Raw genomic sequence first — 17,520 nt, forward strand, 5'->3', positions numbered from 1 at the left:
CCTGCCGGGTTACCCACGCTCCAAAGCCTGCGTTCGGCCAGCGTGGTTTAACGGGGCGCCTAAGATCAAGATCAAAAGCAGAACAACAGCACAGCGGCCTACAGGCCGGCTTGAGTGGTGTGAAGCAAGGGCACCATCAAAATCTAAAGCGGGCACGATCCCTTGTAGGAGCTGGCTTGCCGGCGAAGGTGGTTAACGATGACGTGGGCATCCTGATTCAACGCGGCGCTCTCAGGTTTTTCGCCGGCAAGCCGGCTCCTACAGAAAAGCAGCTTTGCTTTAGCTTTTGCTCTGGCTTCTACCACTCAAGCCGGCCTGTAGGCCGCTGTGCTGTTGCTTTTGATCTTGATCTGGCTCTGACTGCCCCAATAAGCCCGAGGCCGAACGCAGGTGGTGCGGAGCGGGTAAACCGGCAGGACGCCGGTTTAGCCGCGACGGGGCAGGGACGCCCCGTCGCGGCGGCCCGCGGAGCAATGCCGGAGTGAGGGAACACCGAGCCTTAGCGAGGTGCCGACAGGCGGGGCAGAGCGTTTTGGTTACTTTTGCGCTTTTCAAAAGTGACCCGCTGTAAGAGCGGAACCCTAAGCAGCCGTTACCTAAATAACGGATATGCCCCCCCCATTCACCGCACTCAAACTGCAACAACAACCCTATCACCCAAGCCAAGGATTGGCCGCCAGATGTTCACGCTCAAACGCCCTGATCTGCTCACTGCGCTGCAACGTAGTACCGATGGCATCCAACCCCAGCAACAACGCAGTCTTGCGCAACGTATCAATCTGGAACGGAATCACCCGCCCGTCCGCCAAAAGAATCTCCTGCGCCTCAAGGTCCACACTGATCTGCGCCTGTTCAGGCTGGCTGACGGTCTGCCCCAACCGCTGCAACACCGCCTCGTCCAGCGTAATCAACAACACCCCGTTACGCTGGCAGTTGTCATAAAAAATCCCGGCAAAACTGCTGCCGATCAGCGCCCGAATGCCCATCTGCTTCAAGCCCCACACCGCATGCTCCCGGCTGGAACCACAACCGAAGTTCGGCCCCACCACCATAAAGCTCGCGCCCTGCCAGGCCGGCTGGTTCAGCACGAATTGCGGGTTGGCCTCGCCCGACGGCAAGAAACGCAAATCAAAGAACAACCCGCGGTCCAGCCCATTGCGGTCGATGCCCTTGAGAAACTGCTTGGGCATGATCACGTCAGTGTCGATATTGGCCGCCAGCATCGGCGCGGCCTTGCCGGTGATGCGAGTGAAGGGTTGCAGGCTCATGTGCGGTCTCCAAAGTAGCGAATATCCGTCAGGCGGCCAGTGATGGCAGCGGCGGCAACCATGGCCGGGCTCATCAGGTGGGTGCGTGCCCCCGCGCCCTGGCGGCCTTCGAAGTTGCGGTTGGTGCTGGAGGCGCAGCGATCGCCCGGCTCCAGCACATCGTCGTTCATTGCCAGGCACATCGAGCACCCGGACTGGCGCCATTCAAACCCGGCGTCGATAAAAATCGCGGCGAGGCCTTCGGCTTCAGCCTGGTCGCGCACTTCGGTGGAGCCCGGCACGATCATCGCCCGCACGTGGTCCGCCACGTGCTTGCCGCGCACCACGCTGGCGGCGTCCCGCAGGTCTTCGATGCGGGCGTTGGTGCAGGAACCGATAAACGCATGGCTGATGACGATCTCGCTCAACGGCATGCCGGCTTCCAGGCCCATGTAGTTCAGGGCGCGGCGCATGTCCTGGCGCAGGATCAGGTCGCTGACGTCTTGCGGGTCGGGCACGCGGGCGCCGATGGGCGCGGCCTGGTCGGGGCTGGTGCCCCAGGTGACCATCGGCTCCAGGGCCGTGGCGTCCAGGTGCACTTCGAGGTCGAACACTGCGTCTGCGTCCGAGTGCAGCTGGCGCCAGCCTGCAAGGGCGCGGTCCCACAGTTCGCCCTTCGGCGCGCGGGGTTTGCCCTTGAGGTAGGCGAAGACTTTTTCATCCGGCGCCATGAAGGCACCGCGTGCGCCCGCTTCCACCGCCATGTTGCAGATGGTCATGCGGGCCTCGACGCTCAGGGCATCGATGGTCGAGCCACGAAACTCAATGGCATAGCCGGTGGCACCCGAGGCACCGATCTTGCCGATCAGCGCCATGATCACGTCCTTGGAGGTCAGGCCGTGGGCCAATGCACCGTCCACGGTCACGCGCATGCTCTTCAGGCGTTTGTAGACCAGGGTTTGGGAGGCCAGCAAATGCTCGATTTCCGAGGTGCCGATGCCAAAGCCGAATGCGCCCAGTGCGCCATAGGTGGTGGTGTGGCTGTCGCCGGCGGCAATCACCATGCCCGGCAGGATAAAGCCCTGCTCCGGGGCGATCACGTGTTCGATGCCCTGGCGCTTGTCGAGGATGTCCAGCAGTTCAATCCCGAAGTCCCGGCAGTTTTCCGCCAGGTACGACACTTGCCGCGCGCCGCCCGCATCCGGCATGGCGGCAATGCGCTTGGGCGTGGTGGGGTTCACATGGTCGACCACCGCCAGCGCCGTGCCGGGGCGCCACACGCCGCGGCCTGCCTCGCGCAAGCCGCTGAAGGCCTGGGGGCTGGTGTATTCGTTGATCACCTGGCGGTCGATGTACAGCAGCACATGGCCCTGGTCATCCAGGCGGCACACCGTGTGGGAATCGATGTGTTTGTCGTAGAGGGTTCTGGCAGAAGTCATTATGGGGCTCGCTCAACGGTATGACCCCATCATAGGCAGCACCCCCGCCCCATCAATCCCGCCTTGGTGATGACTCGGAACATGTTTCGTGTTGCATGAATGCGTATCTGAAACATTTACTTTCATATCCGCCTTAGGGTTTTGCGTTTCTCATCCGTCTTAACTTAGATACAGCCGCTCGCGTCAGCAAAAGCTACGGGTGGCGTTTTCCGGGCCTTTACTGCCCCCCTCCGATCAAGACCCTCATTCACATGTCGAAGAAGTCACGCTCAAAACTCTGGTTTCTCGTGCACAGCTGGCTGGCATTGCCCATCTGGTTCTTTGTGCTGATCGTCTGCGTCACCGGCACCCTGGCGGTGGTCAGCCAGGAGATCGTCTGGCTGGCCAACCCGGACATCCGCGCCAGCAAGCCGTCGGACGATGCCGAACCGCTCACCTACGACCAGGTGATCGGCGCCATCAAGCGCGCCGAACCCCAGGTGATCGTCGAATCCCTGAGCCGCCCGGACGAATCGCATTTCGCCCTCAGCGCCGACCTCAGCTACCCCGACGGGCGCTCGCTGGAGGTTTACGTCAACCCGTACACCGGGGTGATCCAGGGCATCAGCCCATCGTTCAACTTCCAGCAATTTACCCGTGCCCTGCATGGCTGGTGGCTGGTGCCGTTCACCAATGGTTACAGCTGGGGCTGGTACCTGGTCTCGCTGCTGGGCTTGCCGCTGTTGGCCTCGCTGGTCACCGGCCTCGTGGTCTACAAGCGCTTCTGGAAAGGTTTTTTCAGGCCGACGCTGCGCATTCGTCACGGTGCGCGGATTTTCTGGGGCGACTTCCACCGGTTGAGCGGCATCTGGTCGATCTGGTTTATCGCGGTGATTTCGATCACCGGCACCTGGTTCCTGATCCAGGCGATCCTGGGCGATAACCAGATCACCATTTCCAGCGAGCCTATCGTCCCGGCGATTGCCCGCGACAAAGTGCCGATGTCCGCCCCGGGCGTGCCGGCGCCCATGATTCCGCTGGACGAGGCGATCACCATCGCCACCCAGCGGATTCCAGGGCTCGAGGCCAGCTTTGTGAGCCTGCCCAGCAACGCCTACAGCCACCTGCGCATCGGCGGGCGTGGCTGGTACCCGCTGATGTTCCAGACCGCAGAAATCAACCCGTACAACGGCGAAATCGCTGCCTCGCACCTGCTGTCAGACCGTTCGGCCCTGGAGTTCGTCACCGAATCCATGCGCCCGTTGCACACCGGGGATTTTGGCGGGATCTGGATCAAGCTGATCTGGGCCTTCTTCGGCCTGGTGCTGAGCATGATGGTCTTGAGCGGCTTGCTGATCTGGACCAAACGCACGGCCCTGGCCACCCTCAATGCCCTGAAACGCGAAGCCAAAGCGTCCCGTCAACCGGCGAAAATCCAGGCCTTGCAGGCTGAAACCACGGAGGGCAACCGATGAACAAGGCCACGACGGTTCAACCGCCCTCGCCGCTGCGGGCCTTTTGGCTCAAATGGCGCTTCCACATCAATATTTTGCTGTTGCTGGTGCCCCTGGGCTTTATGCCCAAGTACTTCGCCGACGCGGCGCTGTTTCGCGGTGACAGCGGCCTCGGCGAACGGGAGATCGGCGACGTGCAGGTCGGCCCCTGGAGCCTGAAGCTCGCAGAGCTGCGCAACGAGCCTCCGCGCCCTGACCCGGCGGGCCCGATGAAATCCTTCAACGCGGCCCTGTGCACTGCCTGTACCGAGCAGGTCAAGGCCACCTACCTGCGCATCGGCAAGCCACGCAGCCTGCGGGCCGCCGGGGTGATTTTCTTCGGCACCCCGTACCGCATGGGCGCCGCGCTGCCGATCCCTGAACGCACGCCGCTGGACGCCGAAGTGTGGATCACCATGGAAGGCTGGGACGGCGCCATGCACCAGGCCTCCATTCCCTTGAGCCAGGCATCGCCGGCCACCATCGACTGGCTGAAAAAACGAGGAGTTAAACCATGACCTTGCAGCAATTGGCCCGCGCCTGTGGCGTGCTGATCCTCGGCGCCGGTTTCAGTACCGTTGCCCTCGCCCACAACCCGATGTGTGAATGCAAGGAAATCGCCGGTGAGCAGATCCAGTGCACCGGCGGTTTCTCCGATGGCAGCGGCGCCCCCGGCGTGACGCTCGACGTGATCGGCTATGACGAAACCATCCTGGTGCCCGGCAAGCTGGGTGAAGACTCGAAGCTGACCTTCAAGAAACCGTCCGCCGAGTTCTACGTGTTGTTTGATGCCGGCCCCGGCCACGTGGTGGAAATCGACCAAGCGGATATCCAGCCCCAATGAGCACGACTCACGTTGTTCGCCCGGCCGGTGCCGGGCACGAAACCCTGTACGTCCTGCTGCTGTGCCTGATCATCCTCGCCGTCGCCGGCACCGTGGTGGCCTTGCGCGGTGAACGCCAGGAGATCGCCGCCGTGCCCAGCCACCAACTGGACGCCCGTCGCGACCTCAGCGCCGCCGAGCAGGGCATCTATGCCGACCTGCGGGTGACCCTGGATGAAATCCACTTGCTGCAGGAAGAACACAGCGCCCTGCCGACACCCGGGCAACTGGCCGAAGAAGGCTTTGCGCCTTTCGCCCAGGACGCCAGCTCGGTGAGCCGTGGCGACCACCACTGGCAGTTGCTGGACACCGCCTACCTGGGACTGAGCCAGACCCCGGCCCTCAGCGGTTCGCTGCTGATGCGCATCAGTGGCGCCGAGCCGGATATCTGGCTCAACCGCAGCGCCAACCTCAAGCCTCCCACCGACCTCACTGACCAGGCGCTGATCAGCGCGGGCTGGCAGCAAGTGGTCGCGCAGTTCGATGCCGGTGTCACCCGCCAGCATCGTCATTGAATTCACGCTGTAGCCGAGAGAAGACCATGTCTATTTCATCGCCCTTATTACGCCTGGTGCTCGCAGGCTTGTTCAGTTTGCTGCTGGCGCCCATGGCCAGTGCCGACGCTGCCAAACGCCTGCGCATCGGTATCACCCTGCACCCGTATTACAGCTACGTCGCCAACATCGTGGGGGACAAAGCCGAGGTGGTGCCGCTGATTCCGGCCGGCTTCAACCCTCACGCCTACGAGCCCCGCGCCGAAGACATCAAGCGCATCGGCACCCTGGATGTGATCGTGCTCAATGGCGTCGGCCATGACGATTTCGCCGACCGCATGATCGCCACCAGCGAGCGCCCGGACATCCCGGTGATCGAAGCGAACGCCAACGTGCCGCTGCTGGCCGCCACCGGCAACGCCGCGCGCGGTGCCGGCAAGGTGGTCAACCCGCACACCTTCCTGTCCATCAGCGCCTCGATTGCCCAGGTGAATAACATCGCCCGGGAACTGGGCAAGCTCGACCCGGACAACGCCAAGACCTACACCCAGAACGCCCGCGCCTACGGCAAGCGCCTGCGCCAGATGCGCGCCGACGCCCTGGCCAAACTCACCAGTGCGCCCAACCCGGACCTGCGGGTAGCCACGGTGCACGCGGCTTATGACTACCTGCTGCGGGAGTTCGGCCTGGAAGTCACCGCCGTGGTGGAACCGGCCCACGGCATCGAGCCGAGCCCCAGCCAGCTGAAGAAAACCATCGACCAGTTGCGGGAACTGGACGTGAAAGTGATCTTCTCGGAGATGGATTTCCCGTCCAGCTACGTCGACACCATCCAGCGTGAGTCGGGCGTGAAGCTGTACCCGCTGTCGCACATTTCCTATGGCGACTACAGCGCTGAAAAGTACGAAGTGGAAATGACCGGCAACCTCAACACCGTGGTACGGGCGATTCAGGAGTCCGGGGCATGACGGCGGCGGAACACTTGAAGGTGGCCAGTGTTGGCCCGACCCTCGACTTCAATAATGTGGCGCTGACCCTGGGCCGCACGGTGATCCTCGATGCGGTGAGCTTCCAGGTCCAGCCCGGCAGCATCCATGCACTGGTCGGCCCCAACGGCGGCGGCAAAAGCTCGTTGATCAAGACCCTGCTGGGGCAAACGCCGCACCAGGGCCAGTTGAGCCTGCACTGGCCCGATGGGCCGGGCACCATCGGCTACGTGCCCCAGGCGTTGGAGTTCGACCGGGGCTTGCCAATGACCGTGGACGACTTCATGGCTGCCATGTGCCAGCGGCGGCCGGCGTTTCTGGGGCTGTCCAAACATTACGCCGCCGCGATTGGCGAAGCGCTCGAACGGGTCGGCATGCAGGACAAACGCAAACGGCGCATGGGCGCCTTGTCGGGGGGTGAACGCCAGCGGGTGCTGCTGGCCCAGGGTTTGATCCCGGCGCCGCAATTGCTGGTACTGGACGAACCGATGTCGGCGCTGGACGAAGCCGGCATCCAGGTGTTCGAGCGGTTGCTGAACGACTGGCGCCAGGCCGGGATCACCGTGCTGTGGATCGAACACGACCTGGAAGCCGTCGGCCGTTTGGCTGACCGTGTTACCGGCCTGAACCGCCGCGTGCTGTTCGATGCCACGCCCAAGGAGGCGTTGACCCCGGACCGTCTGCTGACCCTGTTCTCCACCCATCCACGGAGCCCGGCCTTATGAGCTACGAAGCCTTTCGCTTGATGGTCCAGGGTTGGGCGTCCTCCGGGTATTTGCCGGAAGCGCTGGCCTATGGGTTTGTGGTCAATGCGTTGCTGGCCGGGCTGTTGATCGGTCCGGTGCTGGGCGGCTTGGGCACCCTGGTGGTGGTCAAGCGCTTTGCGTTCTTTTCCGAAGCCGTGGGCCATGCCGCGCTGACCGGCGTGGCCGTGGGCATTCTGCTGGGAGAGCCCTACACCGGGCCTTACGGCAGCCTGTTCGGCTACTGCCTGCTGTTCGGCATCCTGCTCAACTACCTGCGTAACCGCACGGGGCTTGCGCCGGACACGCTGATCGGGGTGTTCCTGTCGGTGTCCCTGGCCCTGGGCGCGAGCCTGCTGCTGATTCTGGCGGGCAAGATCAACGTGCACATCCTCGAAAACGTGCTGTTCGGTTCGGTACTGACGGTGAACGGCAATGACCTGCTGGTGCTGGCGATTGTCGGCTCGCTGGTGATGGCCCTGGCGTTGCCACTCTACAACCGCATCATGCTCGCCAGCTTCAACCCGCAACTGGCAGCAGTGCGCGGGGTAGCGGTCAAAACCCTGGACTATCTGTTTGTAATCCTGGTGACGTTGATCACCGTCGCGGCGGTCAAGGTCATCGGCGCGATCCTGGTAGGCGCGTTGCTGGTGATTCCGGCGGCCGCCGCACGCCTGTTGAGCCAATCGCTCAAAGGCTTCTTCTGGATCTCGGTGCTGATCGCCACGGTCAGCACCCTGTGCGGGATCCTGCTGCCGATCCTCTTCGACCTGCCGATTCCGTCCGGTGCCGCGATCATTCTGGTAGCCGGTATCGCCTTCGCCCTCGCCGCCGTTGCCCGCGGCACGGTGCCCAGCCTGAAAGGGAATCTTGGATAATGCGCCCGATTTTTCGACCACTGCTTCTGGCCCTGGCAATCGCCACACCCGCGTTCGCCGCCGACGGCGTCAAGCCGTTAGAGATCACCGCCAACCAAGGCGTCGGCCATGCGGCCTTGAACAAGGCCAAGGCCGCAACGCCGGTGAAAGTCCTTGCCGCCTTGCCGATCACCTATGGCCTGGCGCAGGTACTGCTCAAAGGCACCGACGTGCTGCTTGAGCGCGCAGCACCGGCCAACCTGCCCGGCTCGCGGCAAGTCGCCTATTTCACCGGGCGCGGCGCGCAAGCCCTGAATACGCTGGCGCAGGATGCCGATGCGGCCATCGGCTTGCGCTCGTTATGGCCCGACGACCCGCTGTACCCGGTGGCCCGGCGCAGCAATATCCGTATCGTCGAAATCGACGCCGCACGCCCGGTAGACGGCGGTTTGCCGGGGATTGCGATACAGCCTGGATCCATCGATGGCCTGAACAGCCAGCCGTGGCAGGCCAGCAACAACATGGGCCGCATGGCCGACGTGATGGCCGCCGACCTGACCCGCCTGGCGCCCGAGGCCAAGCCGCAGATCGAAGCCAACCTGGCCGCGCTCAAACAACGCCTGCTCAAGCTCACCGCCGACAGCGAGGCGCGACTGGCCAAGGCGGACACCCTCACGGTGGTCAGTCTGAGTGATCACTTTGGTTACCTGGTGAGCGGGTTGAACCTGGAGCTGGTCAGCACCGATCCACGGGCGGATACCGAGTGGACACCCGAGGCGTTGCAGCAATTGAGCGAAGGCTTGAAAGAGAATGAGGTGGCCGTGGTGCTGCATCACCGCACGCCAAGCGAGGCAGTACAGGCGGCAGTCACGGCTGGCGGGGCGAAGTTGCTGGTGCTGGGCACCGATGGCGCCGACCCGGTGGCGGAGCTGGAAGGCAATGTGGATCAGGTGATCAAGGCGCTTTAAACCCGGCCCCACAAAAAAGGCACCTTTCGGTGCCTTTTGCATGTCTGGCGCTCAATCAGCCAGCAAGCGCCTGGCTGTCCATCTTCTGGCGCAGGCTCAGCGGGCGCATGTCGGTCCACACCTCTTCGATGTAGGCCAGGCACTCTTTCTTCATCCCGCTCTTGCCCACGGTGCGCCAACCTTCCGGCACAGCCTTGTAGTCGGGCCAGATGGAATATTGTTCTTCATGGTTGACCACTACCTGAAACAGGATGTCTTCGCGGTCGAATACTGAGGTCATTGCTGTTCTCCGTCGGTGTAAGGCTGGCTGCGCACCATGCACAGCTGATGTAAGAAGGAACGTGCCAGCCCGGTAAAAAATTAGAGGCTGGTGACGGCTGCCGCCAGCGCGCGACCAAATATCTCGGCCACCCGGTCGATTTCTGCGGCGGTGATCACCAGCGGTGGCAGGAAACGCACAACGCTGCCGTGTCGCCCGCCCAGTTCAAGAATCAGCCCGCGCTTGAGGCATTCACGCTGCACCAGCGGTGCCAGTTGGCGATGCACCGGCGGATGGCCCTGGGTGTCGGGGACACCGGCGGGGTCCACCAACTCCACACCGAGCATCAGCCCGCGGCCACGAATATCCCCCAACTGCGGGAAGTCGCGCTGCAGGATGCGCAAGTGTTCGCCGAGGCGCTCGCCCATGGCCGCCGCGTGGGCGGGAATGTCGTGGTCCTTGAGGTAGCGCATCACCGCCGAACCAGCGGCCATGGCCATCTGATTGCCACGGAAGGTCCCGGCATGGGCACCCGGCAACCAGGTGTCGAGCCAGTCGCGATACACCACTACCGCCAGCGGCAGGCTGCCCCCAATGGCCTTGGACAACACCACCACGTCCGGAACGATGCCGGCGTGTTCGAACGCAAACATCTTGCCCGTACGGCCGAAGCCGCTCTGGATTTCGTCGACAATCAACGCCACCCCGGCCTGTTCGGTAATGCGGCGCAGGCCGCGCAGCCAGTCGAGATCGGCCGGGATCACACCGCCCTCGCCTTGCACCACCTCGACGATCACCGCTGCCGGCAGCAATACACCGGCCTCGGGGTCGTTAAGCAGGTTTTCCAGGTAATGCAGGTTGACCTTCACGCCTTCTGCCCCGCCCAGCCCGAACGGGCAGCGATAGTCGTAAGGGAATGGCAGGAATTGCACGCCATTGCCGAGCAGCGCGCCCAAGGGTTTCTTCGGCCCCAGGCTGCCCATCAGGCTCAGCGCGCCCTGGCTCATGCCGTGATAACCGCCCTGGAACGACAACACCGTGCTGCGCCCGGTGGCGGTGCGCACCAGCTTCAGCGCGGCTTCCACCGCGTCGGTGCCGGTGGGGCCACAGAACTGGATCTTGGCTTCCCGCGCCAGCGCCGGCGGCAGCAGGCCGAACAGGTCCTGCACGAATTGATCCTTGACCGGCGTGGTCAGGTCCAGGGTGTGCAACGGCAATTCATCGCTCAGCACCTGGCGAATCGCCTCGATCACCACCGGGTGGTTGTGCCCCAGCGCCAGGGTACCGGCGCCGGCCAGGCAATCGATGAAGCTGCGGCCTTCGACGTCCTCGACATAAATCCCGCGCGCGCGCTTGAGCGCCAGGGGAATGCGCCGTGGATAGCTGCGGGCATTGGACTCCTGCTGGCGCTGACGGGCCAGCAACGGCGTTTCGTCGAACTGGTAGAGCGTTTCCGCAGGGACCGCCTGGGTCTCTTCAATACGGCTGGTAGCGACTGACATCTCTCGATCCCTCAATACACTGATGATGGTGACCAAACTGCCAACCCGTTGGCGTCTGGCCCAAGGGCAGCGCACGGATTTCCTGTTCTGGAAACGCATCAGCGCGGGGAGGATTTACACCTGTGGTCGTTAAAAACCGCTTTAGCGGTTTTACCCGGCAACCCCGGTGTATTTTTCATTCAACGCATACAGGATGGCGCAGGTCTGCGCATCCAGCCACCCGCTGTAGTCACAGGGACGAAAATGCATCTGGAACGCGCGGACACGTTGCTGAAAACCCAGGCGATTTTTTGCCGGGGCATAACCGTAGCGCTGAAACGCCCGTTCGACCTCAACCTCTGGCGGCAGGCTGATGTCGAACCGGCGTTGAAAGGCCATCTTGGCCACGTCCTCATACCAGGCACCCACGCCCGCCTCGAACAGGCAGCGCCACGGCAAACGCGGCCCCGGGTCGCTCTTGCGCCAATAGGCAATGTCCGAATGCCCGAGAATGTCGGTGGGGCCGATTGCCGGGTACCGTCCCTGGATGTCCCGGATCAGGTCGATCAACACGTCGATCTGCTGTGCGCCATACGCAGGGAAGGTAAACACACCGGCGTCGTCCCGGGCCTGGTTGACGATTTCAATGCCAATGGAGCGGCTGTTGAGGTTGTCGCGCCCGGCCCAATGGCTGGCGCCCGCATGCCAGGCGCGATGGGCTTCATCCACCAGGCGAAACACCCGCAACTCCTGATAACCCGCCGCGCGGTAACCGGGGTCATGGGGATCGGCCAACAAGTAATGCGAACTGACGCCGCCACAGGTCAGCGTCTTGAGTGACGGGGCAAAGGCCGAGGCGGTGTAATGCACAATCACCTGGCGCACGGCTTCGCCGTTACGGCCGTTAAAGTCTGTTGCGGGGTAAGTGGAGTCGATGACCAACATGGAAGCTGTCCTTTTCAACACAGGCCGAGTCATTCAGCCCGTTCAAACACAAAAAATTACCGCCATCCTGAAGCGTTGCGCTTGAGGATGGCGGTACCTATTTGTGCCGAGAAAAGAAGGTTCAGCGACGCAGCGGCATGCCCAGGTCGACCCGCAGGCCATCGGCCTGGCTGTCGAATTTCAGCGAGCACGAGCAGCGCTGCACGATCGCCTGGACAATCGCCAGCCCCAGGCCGCACCCGGGGCTGTTGCCATTGCGCCAGAAGCGCTGGGTCAGGTGTTGCAGGTCTTCACTGGAGATCGGTGCGCCGTGGTCACGTACACGGAACACCACGTTATCGCCCGCACTGGACACACTCAGCTCCACCCGGGTATCGGCCGGCGTGTGGCGCAGGGCGTTATCCAGCAGGTTGCGCAACGCGGCGACGGCCAGGCCCACCGGCATTTCAACCGGTTTTTCGGAAAGGTCGCCCGCCAGGATCAGGTCAATGCGCTGATTGTCGCCGCCATTGGCATCCTGGATCGCCAGTTGTGCCACCTGCTCGGCGCTCGATTGCAGGCCGTCGTCGAACGACAGGCTGCCCTCGACCCGCGCCAGCAGCAGCAACTGCTCCAGGGTACGGTGCAAGCGGTCGGCACCTTCCTCGGCGTGGGCCAGGGACTGGTCACGGGCGGCGCCTTCGGTCATGCGCGCCACTTGCAGGTGGGTCTTGATCGCGGTCAACGGGCTGCGCAGTTCGTGGGCGGCGTCACCGGTCAGGCGGCGTTCGCGTTCGATGGTCTTGGCGATGCGCTGCAGCAACTGGTTCTGGGTGTCGAGCAGCGGCTTGAGTTCGCTGGGCAGCGGGCTGATCTGCAAGGGCTCGAGGGAGTCGGCACTGCGGCGCATCAAGGCGTCACGCATGCGATTGAGCGGCAACAGGCTTTGGCCAATCCCCAGCCACAACAGGCACAGGCAGCCCAACAGCGCCACGCCTACCGGCACCGACGCCGCCAACAGGATCGACAGGTTCAACGCTTCGCGCTCCACTTGCCGGTCGGCGGTGGTGATAAACAAATCGCCACGGGACAGGGTGAAGCTGCGCCACCCCACGCCATCAATCATCTGGTCGCGAAAGCCGCTCTTGCGCGACTCCAGGCCCTGGTCCGGCGTGGTGTGGCTGCGGGCGAGCACCACGCCACGCAAGGAACTGACCTGGCACGCCATGCCGCCCGGCACATTCAATTGCTCAGCGCTGAAATGCGCGCCCTCGCCCGTGCTGGACAGGCCCGGCATCTGCTCCATCAGCCCGGCCACCATGCGCGCCGAGGCCACGAGGCGCTGGTCCAGGGAAAACATCATCTGGTTGCGCAGGTCGTTGAGCATCCACGCGGCGGCCAGTGCCCAGATCAGCACGAAGGCCGCGCCGAGCTTGAAGGTCAGCCGCAGGCGCAGGCTCATCACGAAGCGTCCTCTCCACCGTCAGCCGGGCCGAGGCGATAGCCCAGGCCACGCACGGTTTCAACGATGCCGTTGCCGAGTTTGCGCCGCAGGTGGTGGATGTGCACGTTGAGGGCGTTGCTTTCCAGTTCGTCATTCAGCCCGTAGACGCTGTCCTTGAGCTGCTCGCTGGACAGCACCCGGCCCCGGTTTTGCAGCAGGGCCTGCAACAGCGCCTGCTCGCGACGGGACAGGTCCACCGACTCGCCACCCAGCAGGGTTTCGCGGCTGCTGGGGTTGTAGGTCAGGCGCCCGTGTTCGATCAGGTTGACGCTGCGCCCGGCCACCCGGCGCAACAGGGTGTGCAGGCGCGCGGCCAGTTCCCGCAGGTCGAAGGGTTTGAGCAGGTAATCGTCGGCACCGGCCTGCAGGCCGTCGACCCGGTTGGTCACCGAGTCCCGCGCCGTGAGGATCAGCACCGGAATCTCCAGGCCCTGGCTGCGCAATTGCTGCAGCAACTTCAAGCCGTCTTCATCCGGCAGGCCGAGGTCGAGTACCATCACGTCGAATTCCGCCACCTTGAGCATCGCCCGGGCAGCCGCAGCCGTGCCGACGCGCTCGACCGTCAGGCCCTGGGCGCTGAGCCCGGCAACAATGCCGCTGGCGATCAGTTCGTCGTCTTCACAAACCAGTACGTGCATGGTGAACCCTTTGCAAAATGTGAGGCTGATTTAAAAGGCGCTGGATTAAGCGTGCATTATGCCGCCAACGCCAAGAATCCCGGATAATCCCTTCTTTCTAGGATAGCCCGGTTAATCATCGGTTAATCAACGCCACACATTGTGTGTCCCACTTGCTTCGAACTAAGGCTTGATCATGCGGCATCTGTTTATCTTTCTGCTGGTGTTGTTTGCTGGATTTGCCCAGGCCGCGCCTGGCAGCAATCCTTTCGAGACCAAACCCGACTTCCTCCCGGTAGGCAAAGCCTTCACCTTTACCTCCGAACGTCTGGCCTCCGGCGAAACCCAGTTGTTCTGGCAGATTGCCGACGGTTATTACCTGTACCAGCAGCGCATGAAGTTCGACGGCCTGGCTGAAAAGCCGACGTTGCCCCAGGGCGAAGCCCATAGCGACGAATTCTTCGGCGAGCAGCAGGTTTATCGCCAGGGCCTGGAAGTGAAGATTCCTGCCGGCGCCACCGGCCAGGTCAAAGTCGGCTGGCAGGGCTGCGCCGATGCCGGCCTGTGCTACCCGCCGCAATCGATCACCGTGGACCTTGGAGGCAACCCCGCCGTCGCCGCCACCGGCCAGGCCCAGGACCAAAGCCTGGCCAGCGGCCTGCAACAGCGCAGCCTGGGCTGGAGCCTGCTGGTGTTCTTCGGCCTGGGCCTGCTGCTGGCCTTTGCCCCGTGCTCCTTGCCGATGCTGCCGATCCTCGCTGGCCTTGTGGTCGGCAGCGGCGCCAGTCCCCGCCGCGGCTTTGCCCTGGCCGCCAGCTACGTGGTGTGCATGGCGCTGGTGTATGCCGCCCTCGGCGTATTGGCCGCACTGCTCGGCGGTAACCTGGCCGCCCTGCTGCAAACCCCGTGGATCCTCGGCAGTTTCGCCGCGTTGTTTGTGATCCTGGCCTTGCCGATGTTCGGCTTCTTTGAACTGCAACTGCCGGCCTTCCTGCGGGACCGCCTGGATAACGTCAGCCGCAACCAAAGCGGCGGCAGCCTGGTAGGTGCGGGCGTGCTCGGCGCCTTGTCCGGCCTGCTGGTAGGCCCCTGCATGACCGCCCCCCTGGCCGGCGCCTTGCTCTACATCGCCCAAAGCGGCAACGCCCTGCATGGCGGCCTGATCCTGTTTGCCATGGGCATCGGCATCGGCGTGCCGCTGTTGCTGCTGGTGACCGTGGGCAACCGCTTCCTGCCAAAGCCCGGTACCTGGATGAATATCCTCAAGGGCATCTTCGGCTTCCTGTTCCTTGCCACCGCCGTGTTGATGATTCGCCCGGTAGTCGGCGAAACCCTGTGGCTCGGGTTGTGGGGTGTGCTGGCGCTGGTCATGGCCTATTGCGGCTGGCGCCTGGCCCGGGATTTCGGGCGCACCGCCATGCTGTTCGGTGCCGGCTCCCTGGTACTGGGCCTTTGGGGCAGCGTATTGGTGATCGGCGCGGCCGGCGGCAGCGACGACCTGTGGCAGCCTTTGAAGGTCTACAGCGGCTCGCGGGTAGCCGGAGCCCCCACCGCCCACGAAGCCTTCATGACCATCAACGACCCGGCTGTGCTGCAAGCCCAGCTCGACAGCGCCAAGGCCCAGGGCCAATGGGTGCTGGTGGACTACTACGCCGACTGGTGCGTGTCGTGCAAGATCATGGAAAAACAGGTGTTCGGCAAACCCGAAGTCCTCGACGCCCTCAAGGATGTGCGCCTGCTGCGCCTCGACGTCACCGCCGACAATGCCGCCAGCCGCGAACTGTTGGGCCGCTACAAGGTGCCCGGCCCGCCGAGCTTTGTCTGGATCGGCCCCGACGGTGAAGAACGCCGCGCCCAGCGCATCACCGGTGAAGTCGACGCCGCCGCTTTCCTACAACGCTGGACCCAAGCCAGGGACACCCTCTGATGCTGACACTGACCATCGGCACGTTCGCCATCGCCCTGAATCACTTGCTGCTGATCACGGCGTTGATCCTCGCCACCCTGGTGGGCTGGCGGGTGGCCAAGCGCGGCGGCGAGAACCCGGAGTCAGTGCTGTTCACCCTGTTCTTGCTGGGCATGCTCGCCGCGCGCGTCAGCTTCGTGCTGATGTACTGGACGTACTACCAGAATGACCCGCTGCAAATCGTCGACCTGCGCGACGGCGGTTTTCTCGCCTGGCCCGGCGTCATCGCGCTGATCATCGCCACCCTGATCTATGGCTGGCGCCGCCCGCTGTTGCGCAAGCCACTGGGCGCCGGTGTGATCACCGGCCTGGCGTTCTGGGCCTTGACCAGCCTGTCCCTGACCCTCTACGAAAAAGGCACGCACCTGCCGGACATCGCCCTGCGCAACGCCAATGGCGAAACCGTGCAACTGGCCGACTACAAGGGCGGCCCGCTGGTGATCAATCTGTGGGCCACCTGGTGCCCGCCATGCCGGCGTGAAATGCCGGTACTGGAAAGCGCCCAGCGCCAACGCCCGGACGTGACCTTCCTGTTCGTCAACCAGGCCGAAAGCATGCAAAGCGTCGCCACTTACCTGGCGACCCAGGGCCTGAACCTGGACAACGTGCTGTTCGACGCCAGCGGCCGCCTCGGCCAGGCCGTCGGCTCCATGGCTTTGCCCACCACCCTCTTCTATCAACCGGACGGTCGCCTGATCAACAGCCACTTGGGCGAACTCTCACAGGCCAGCCTGGCCCGCGCCATGGAGCGCTTCGAACCGATCAACGCCAAACCGGCCCTGCCGGCCACCACAAGGAATTCGCCATGCTCCGCCTCCGCCACTTGCTGACCCTGTTGCCCCTGACCCTGGCCGCCAGCCTGGTCCACGCCGAGGACTGGCCAGCGCCGATCAAGAACATCGAGGCCAAGGGCGCCAAGATCATCGGCAAGTTCGATGCACCCAGCGGCCTCACGGGTTATGCGGCGCAATACCAGAACCGCGGCATGGCGCTGTACCTGACCGCAGACGGCAAAAGCGTGATCGCCGGCAACCTGTACGATGCTGATGGCAACGACCTGAGCACCGCGCCCCTGGAAAAACTGGTGTATGCGCCCATGGCCAAGGAAGTCTGGGCCAAGATGGAACACAGCAACTGGATCCAGGACGGCAACAAGGATGCGCCACGCATCGTTTACCTGTTCAGCGATCCGAACTGCCCGTACTGCAACATGTTCTGGGAACAGGCGCGGCCGTGGGTGAAGGCAGGCAAGGTGCAGTTGCGGCACATCATGGTGGGGATTATTCGTGAGGACAGCCCGGGCAAATCGGCGGCGCTGTTTGCAGCCAAGGACCCACAACAGGCCCTGGAAGCCCATGAGTCGGCCGGTAAAGGCAGCAAGTTGCAGGCACTGGAAAAGATCCCGGCGGATATCCAGGCCAAGCTCGACTCCAATATGAAGCTGATGGACGAGCTGGAGCTGTCGGCGACGCCGGCGATTTTCTATCTGGATGACAAGGGCGGATTGCAGCAACAGCAAGGAGCGCCGTCGCCGGATAAGTTGGTGAAGATTCTCGGGCCCAAATAAGCGGCGACCGGTCTCACGCCATCGCAGGCAAGCCAGCTCCCACCTTTTGAATGTGTTCACAATCCAAAATGTGGGAGCTGGCTTGCCTGTGATGAGGCCATCAACCACAGCGA

Annotated in this window: 18 protein-coding genes; 11 read left to right on the forward strand and 7 right to left on the reverse strand. The window is 63.5% G+C overall.

The features are described 5' to 3' along the window. Positions 1-653: 653 nt before the first annotated feature. Both leuD and leuC read right to left on the reverse strand, forming a co-directional pair. The gene (leuD, locus tag JFV30_RS19105) at positions 654-1,268 is read right to left on the reverse strand and encodes a 3-isopropylmalate dehydratase small subunit (RefSeq protein ID WP_201124924.1); all 615 of its coding nucleotides are present in this window, start codon (positions 1,266-1,268) and stop codon (positions 654-656) included. Continuing rightward, the gene (gene leuC, locus JFV30_RS19110; protein ID WP_201124925.1) at positions 1,265-2,686 is read right to left on the reverse strand and encodes a 3-isopropylmalate dehydratase large subunit; all 1,422 of its coding nucleotides are present in this window, start codon (positions 2,684-2,686) and stop codon (positions 1,265-1,267) included. The genes leuD and leuC overlap by 4 nt, the downstream gene beginning before the upstream one ends. Positions 2,687-2,937: 251 nt before the next feature. Between leuC and JFV30_RS19115 the strand changes: the two genes are divergently transcribed. From JFV30_RS19115 to JFV30_RS19150, 8 genes are read left to right on the forward strand one after another with little or no spacing between them, the layout of a single operon-like run. Beyond that, complete coding sequence (locus tag JFV30_RS19115; protein ID WP_201124926.1) at positions 2,938-4,140, forward strand: PepSY-associated TM helix domain-containing protein; 1,203 nt, start codon at positions 2,938-2,940, stop codon at positions 4,138-4,140. Further along, complete coding sequence (locus JFV30_RS19120; RefSeq protein ID WP_201124927.1) at positions 4,137-4,676, forward strand: thiamine pyrophosphate-binding protein; 540 nt, start codon at positions 4,137-4,139, stop codon at positions 4,674-4,676. Before JFV30_RS19115 ends, JFV30_RS19120 begins: the two co-directional genes overlap by 4 nt. Beyond that, positions 4,673-5,002, forward strand: coding sequence for a hypothetical protein (locus tag JFV30_RS19125; RefSeq protein WP_177042805.1), 330 nt, complete (start codon positions 4,673-4,675; stop codon positions 5,000-5,002). The genes JFV30_RS19120 and JFV30_RS19125 overlap by 4 nt, the downstream gene beginning before the upstream one ends. Then, complete coding sequence (locus tag JFV30_RS19130; RefSeq protein ID WP_201124928.1) at positions 4,999-5,556, forward strand: DUF6162 family protein; 558 nt, start codon at positions 4,999-5,001, stop codon at positions 5,554-5,556. The genes JFV30_RS19125 and JFV30_RS19130 overlap by 4 nt, the downstream gene beginning before the upstream one ends. A 26-nt stretch (positions 5,557-5,582) precedes the next feature. Then, positions 5,583-6,503, forward strand: coding sequence for a metal ABC transporter substrate-binding protein (locus JFV30_RS19135; RefSeq protein WP_029615742.1), 921 nt, complete (start codon positions 5,583-5,585; stop codon positions 6,501-6,503). Beyond that, positions 6,500-7,246 carry a metal ABC transporter ATP-binding protein gene (locus JFV30_RS19140; protein WP_201124929.1) on the forward strand — a complete coding sequence of 249 codons (747 nt, stop codon included), beginning with the start codon at positions 6,500-6,502 and terminating at the stop codon, positions 7,244-7,246. Before JFV30_RS19135 ends, JFV30_RS19140 begins: the two co-directional genes overlap by 4 nt. Then, positions 7,243-8,142, forward strand: coding sequence for a metal ABC transporter permease (locus JFV30_RS19145; RefSeq protein WP_169385853.1), 900 nt, complete (start codon positions 7,243-7,245; stop codon positions 8,140-8,142). The genes JFV30_RS19140 and JFV30_RS19145 overlap by 4 nt, the downstream gene beginning before the upstream one ends. Further along, the gene (locus JFV30_RS19150) at positions 8,142-9,089 is read left to right on the forward strand and encodes a metal ABC transporter solute-binding protein, Zn/Mn family (RefSeq protein WP_201124930.1); all 948 of its coding nucleotides are present in this window, start codon (positions 8,142-8,144) and stop codon (positions 9,087-9,089) included. Before JFV30_RS19145 ends, JFV30_RS19150 begins: the two co-directional genes overlap by 1 nt. A 55-nt stretch (positions 9,090-9,144) precedes the next feature. Here the strand turns inward: JFV30_RS19150 and JFV30_RS19155 are convergent, their stop codons facing one another. From JFV30_RS19155 to JFV30_RS19175, 5 genes are all read right to left on the reverse strand, one after another. Then, positions 9,145-9,369 carry an MbtH family protein gene (locus JFV30_RS19155; protein WP_003209001.1) on the reverse strand — a complete coding sequence of 75 codons (225 nt, stop codon included), beginning with the start codon at positions 9,367-9,369 and terminating at the stop codon, positions 9,145-9,147. 80 nt (positions 9,370-9,449) lie between these two features. After that, a complete protein-coding gene (locus JFV30_RS19160; RefSeq protein WP_201124931.1) occupies positions 9,450-10,850 on the reverse strand; it encodes an aspartate aminotransferase family protein in 1,401 nt (466 codons plus the stop codon). Between the two features lie 150 nt (positions 10,851-11,000). Next, the gene (locus JFV30_RS19165; RefSeq protein ID WP_201124932.1) at positions 11,001-11,774 is read right to left on the reverse strand and encodes an N-acetylmuramoyl-L-alanine amidase; all 774 of its coding nucleotides are present in this window, start codon (positions 11,772-11,774) and stop codon (positions 11,001-11,003) included. A gap of 121 nt (positions 11,775-11,895) precedes the next feature. Beyond that, positions 11,896-13,215 (reverse strand): ATP-binding protein, encoded by a 1,320-nt coding sequence (locus JFV30_RS19170; protein ID WP_201124933.1) that lies wholly within the window; start codon positions 13,213-13,215, stop codon positions 11,896-11,898. Next, positions 13,215-13,895, reverse strand: coding sequence for a response regulator (locus JFV30_RS19175; protein ID WP_003209011.1), 681 nt, complete (start codon positions 13,893-13,895; stop codon positions 13,215-13,217). The genes JFV30_RS19170 and JFV30_RS19175 overlap by 1 nt, the downstream gene beginning before the upstream one ends. Positions 13,896-14,070: 175 nt before the next feature. On the opposite strand from JFV30_RS19175, the gene dsbD reads away from it, so the two are divergent. The 3 genes from dsbD to dsbG are packed head-to-tail and all read left to right on the forward strand — an operon-like array spanning position 14,071 to position 17,407. Then, positions 14,071-15,801, forward strand: a complete 1,731-nt coding sequence (gene dsbD / locus JFV30_RS19180; protein WP_201124934.1) for a protein-disulfide reductase DsbD — start codon at positions 14,071-14,073, stop codon at positions 15,799-15,801. After that, complete coding sequence (locus JFV30_RS19185; protein WP_201124935.1) at positions 15,801-16,670, forward strand: TlpA disulfide reductase family protein; 870 nt, start codon at positions 15,801-15,803, stop codon at positions 16,668-16,670. Before dsbD ends, JFV30_RS19185 begins: the two co-directional genes overlap by 1 nt. After that, a complete protein-coding gene (gene dsbG, locus JFV30_RS19190; protein WP_201124936.1) occupies positions 16,646-17,407 on the forward strand; it encodes a thiol:disulfide interchange protein DsbG in 762 nt (253 codons plus the stop codon). Before JFV30_RS19185 ends, dsbG begins: the two co-directional genes overlap by 25 nt. The last annotated feature ends 113 nt before the right edge of the window (positions 17,408-17,520 follow it).

The sequence above is a fragment of the Pseudomonas sp. TH32 genome (assembly GCF_016650855.1).
Lineage (GTDB): Bacteria > Pseudomonadota > Gammaproteobacteria > Pseudomonadales > Pseudomonadaceae > Aquipseudomonas.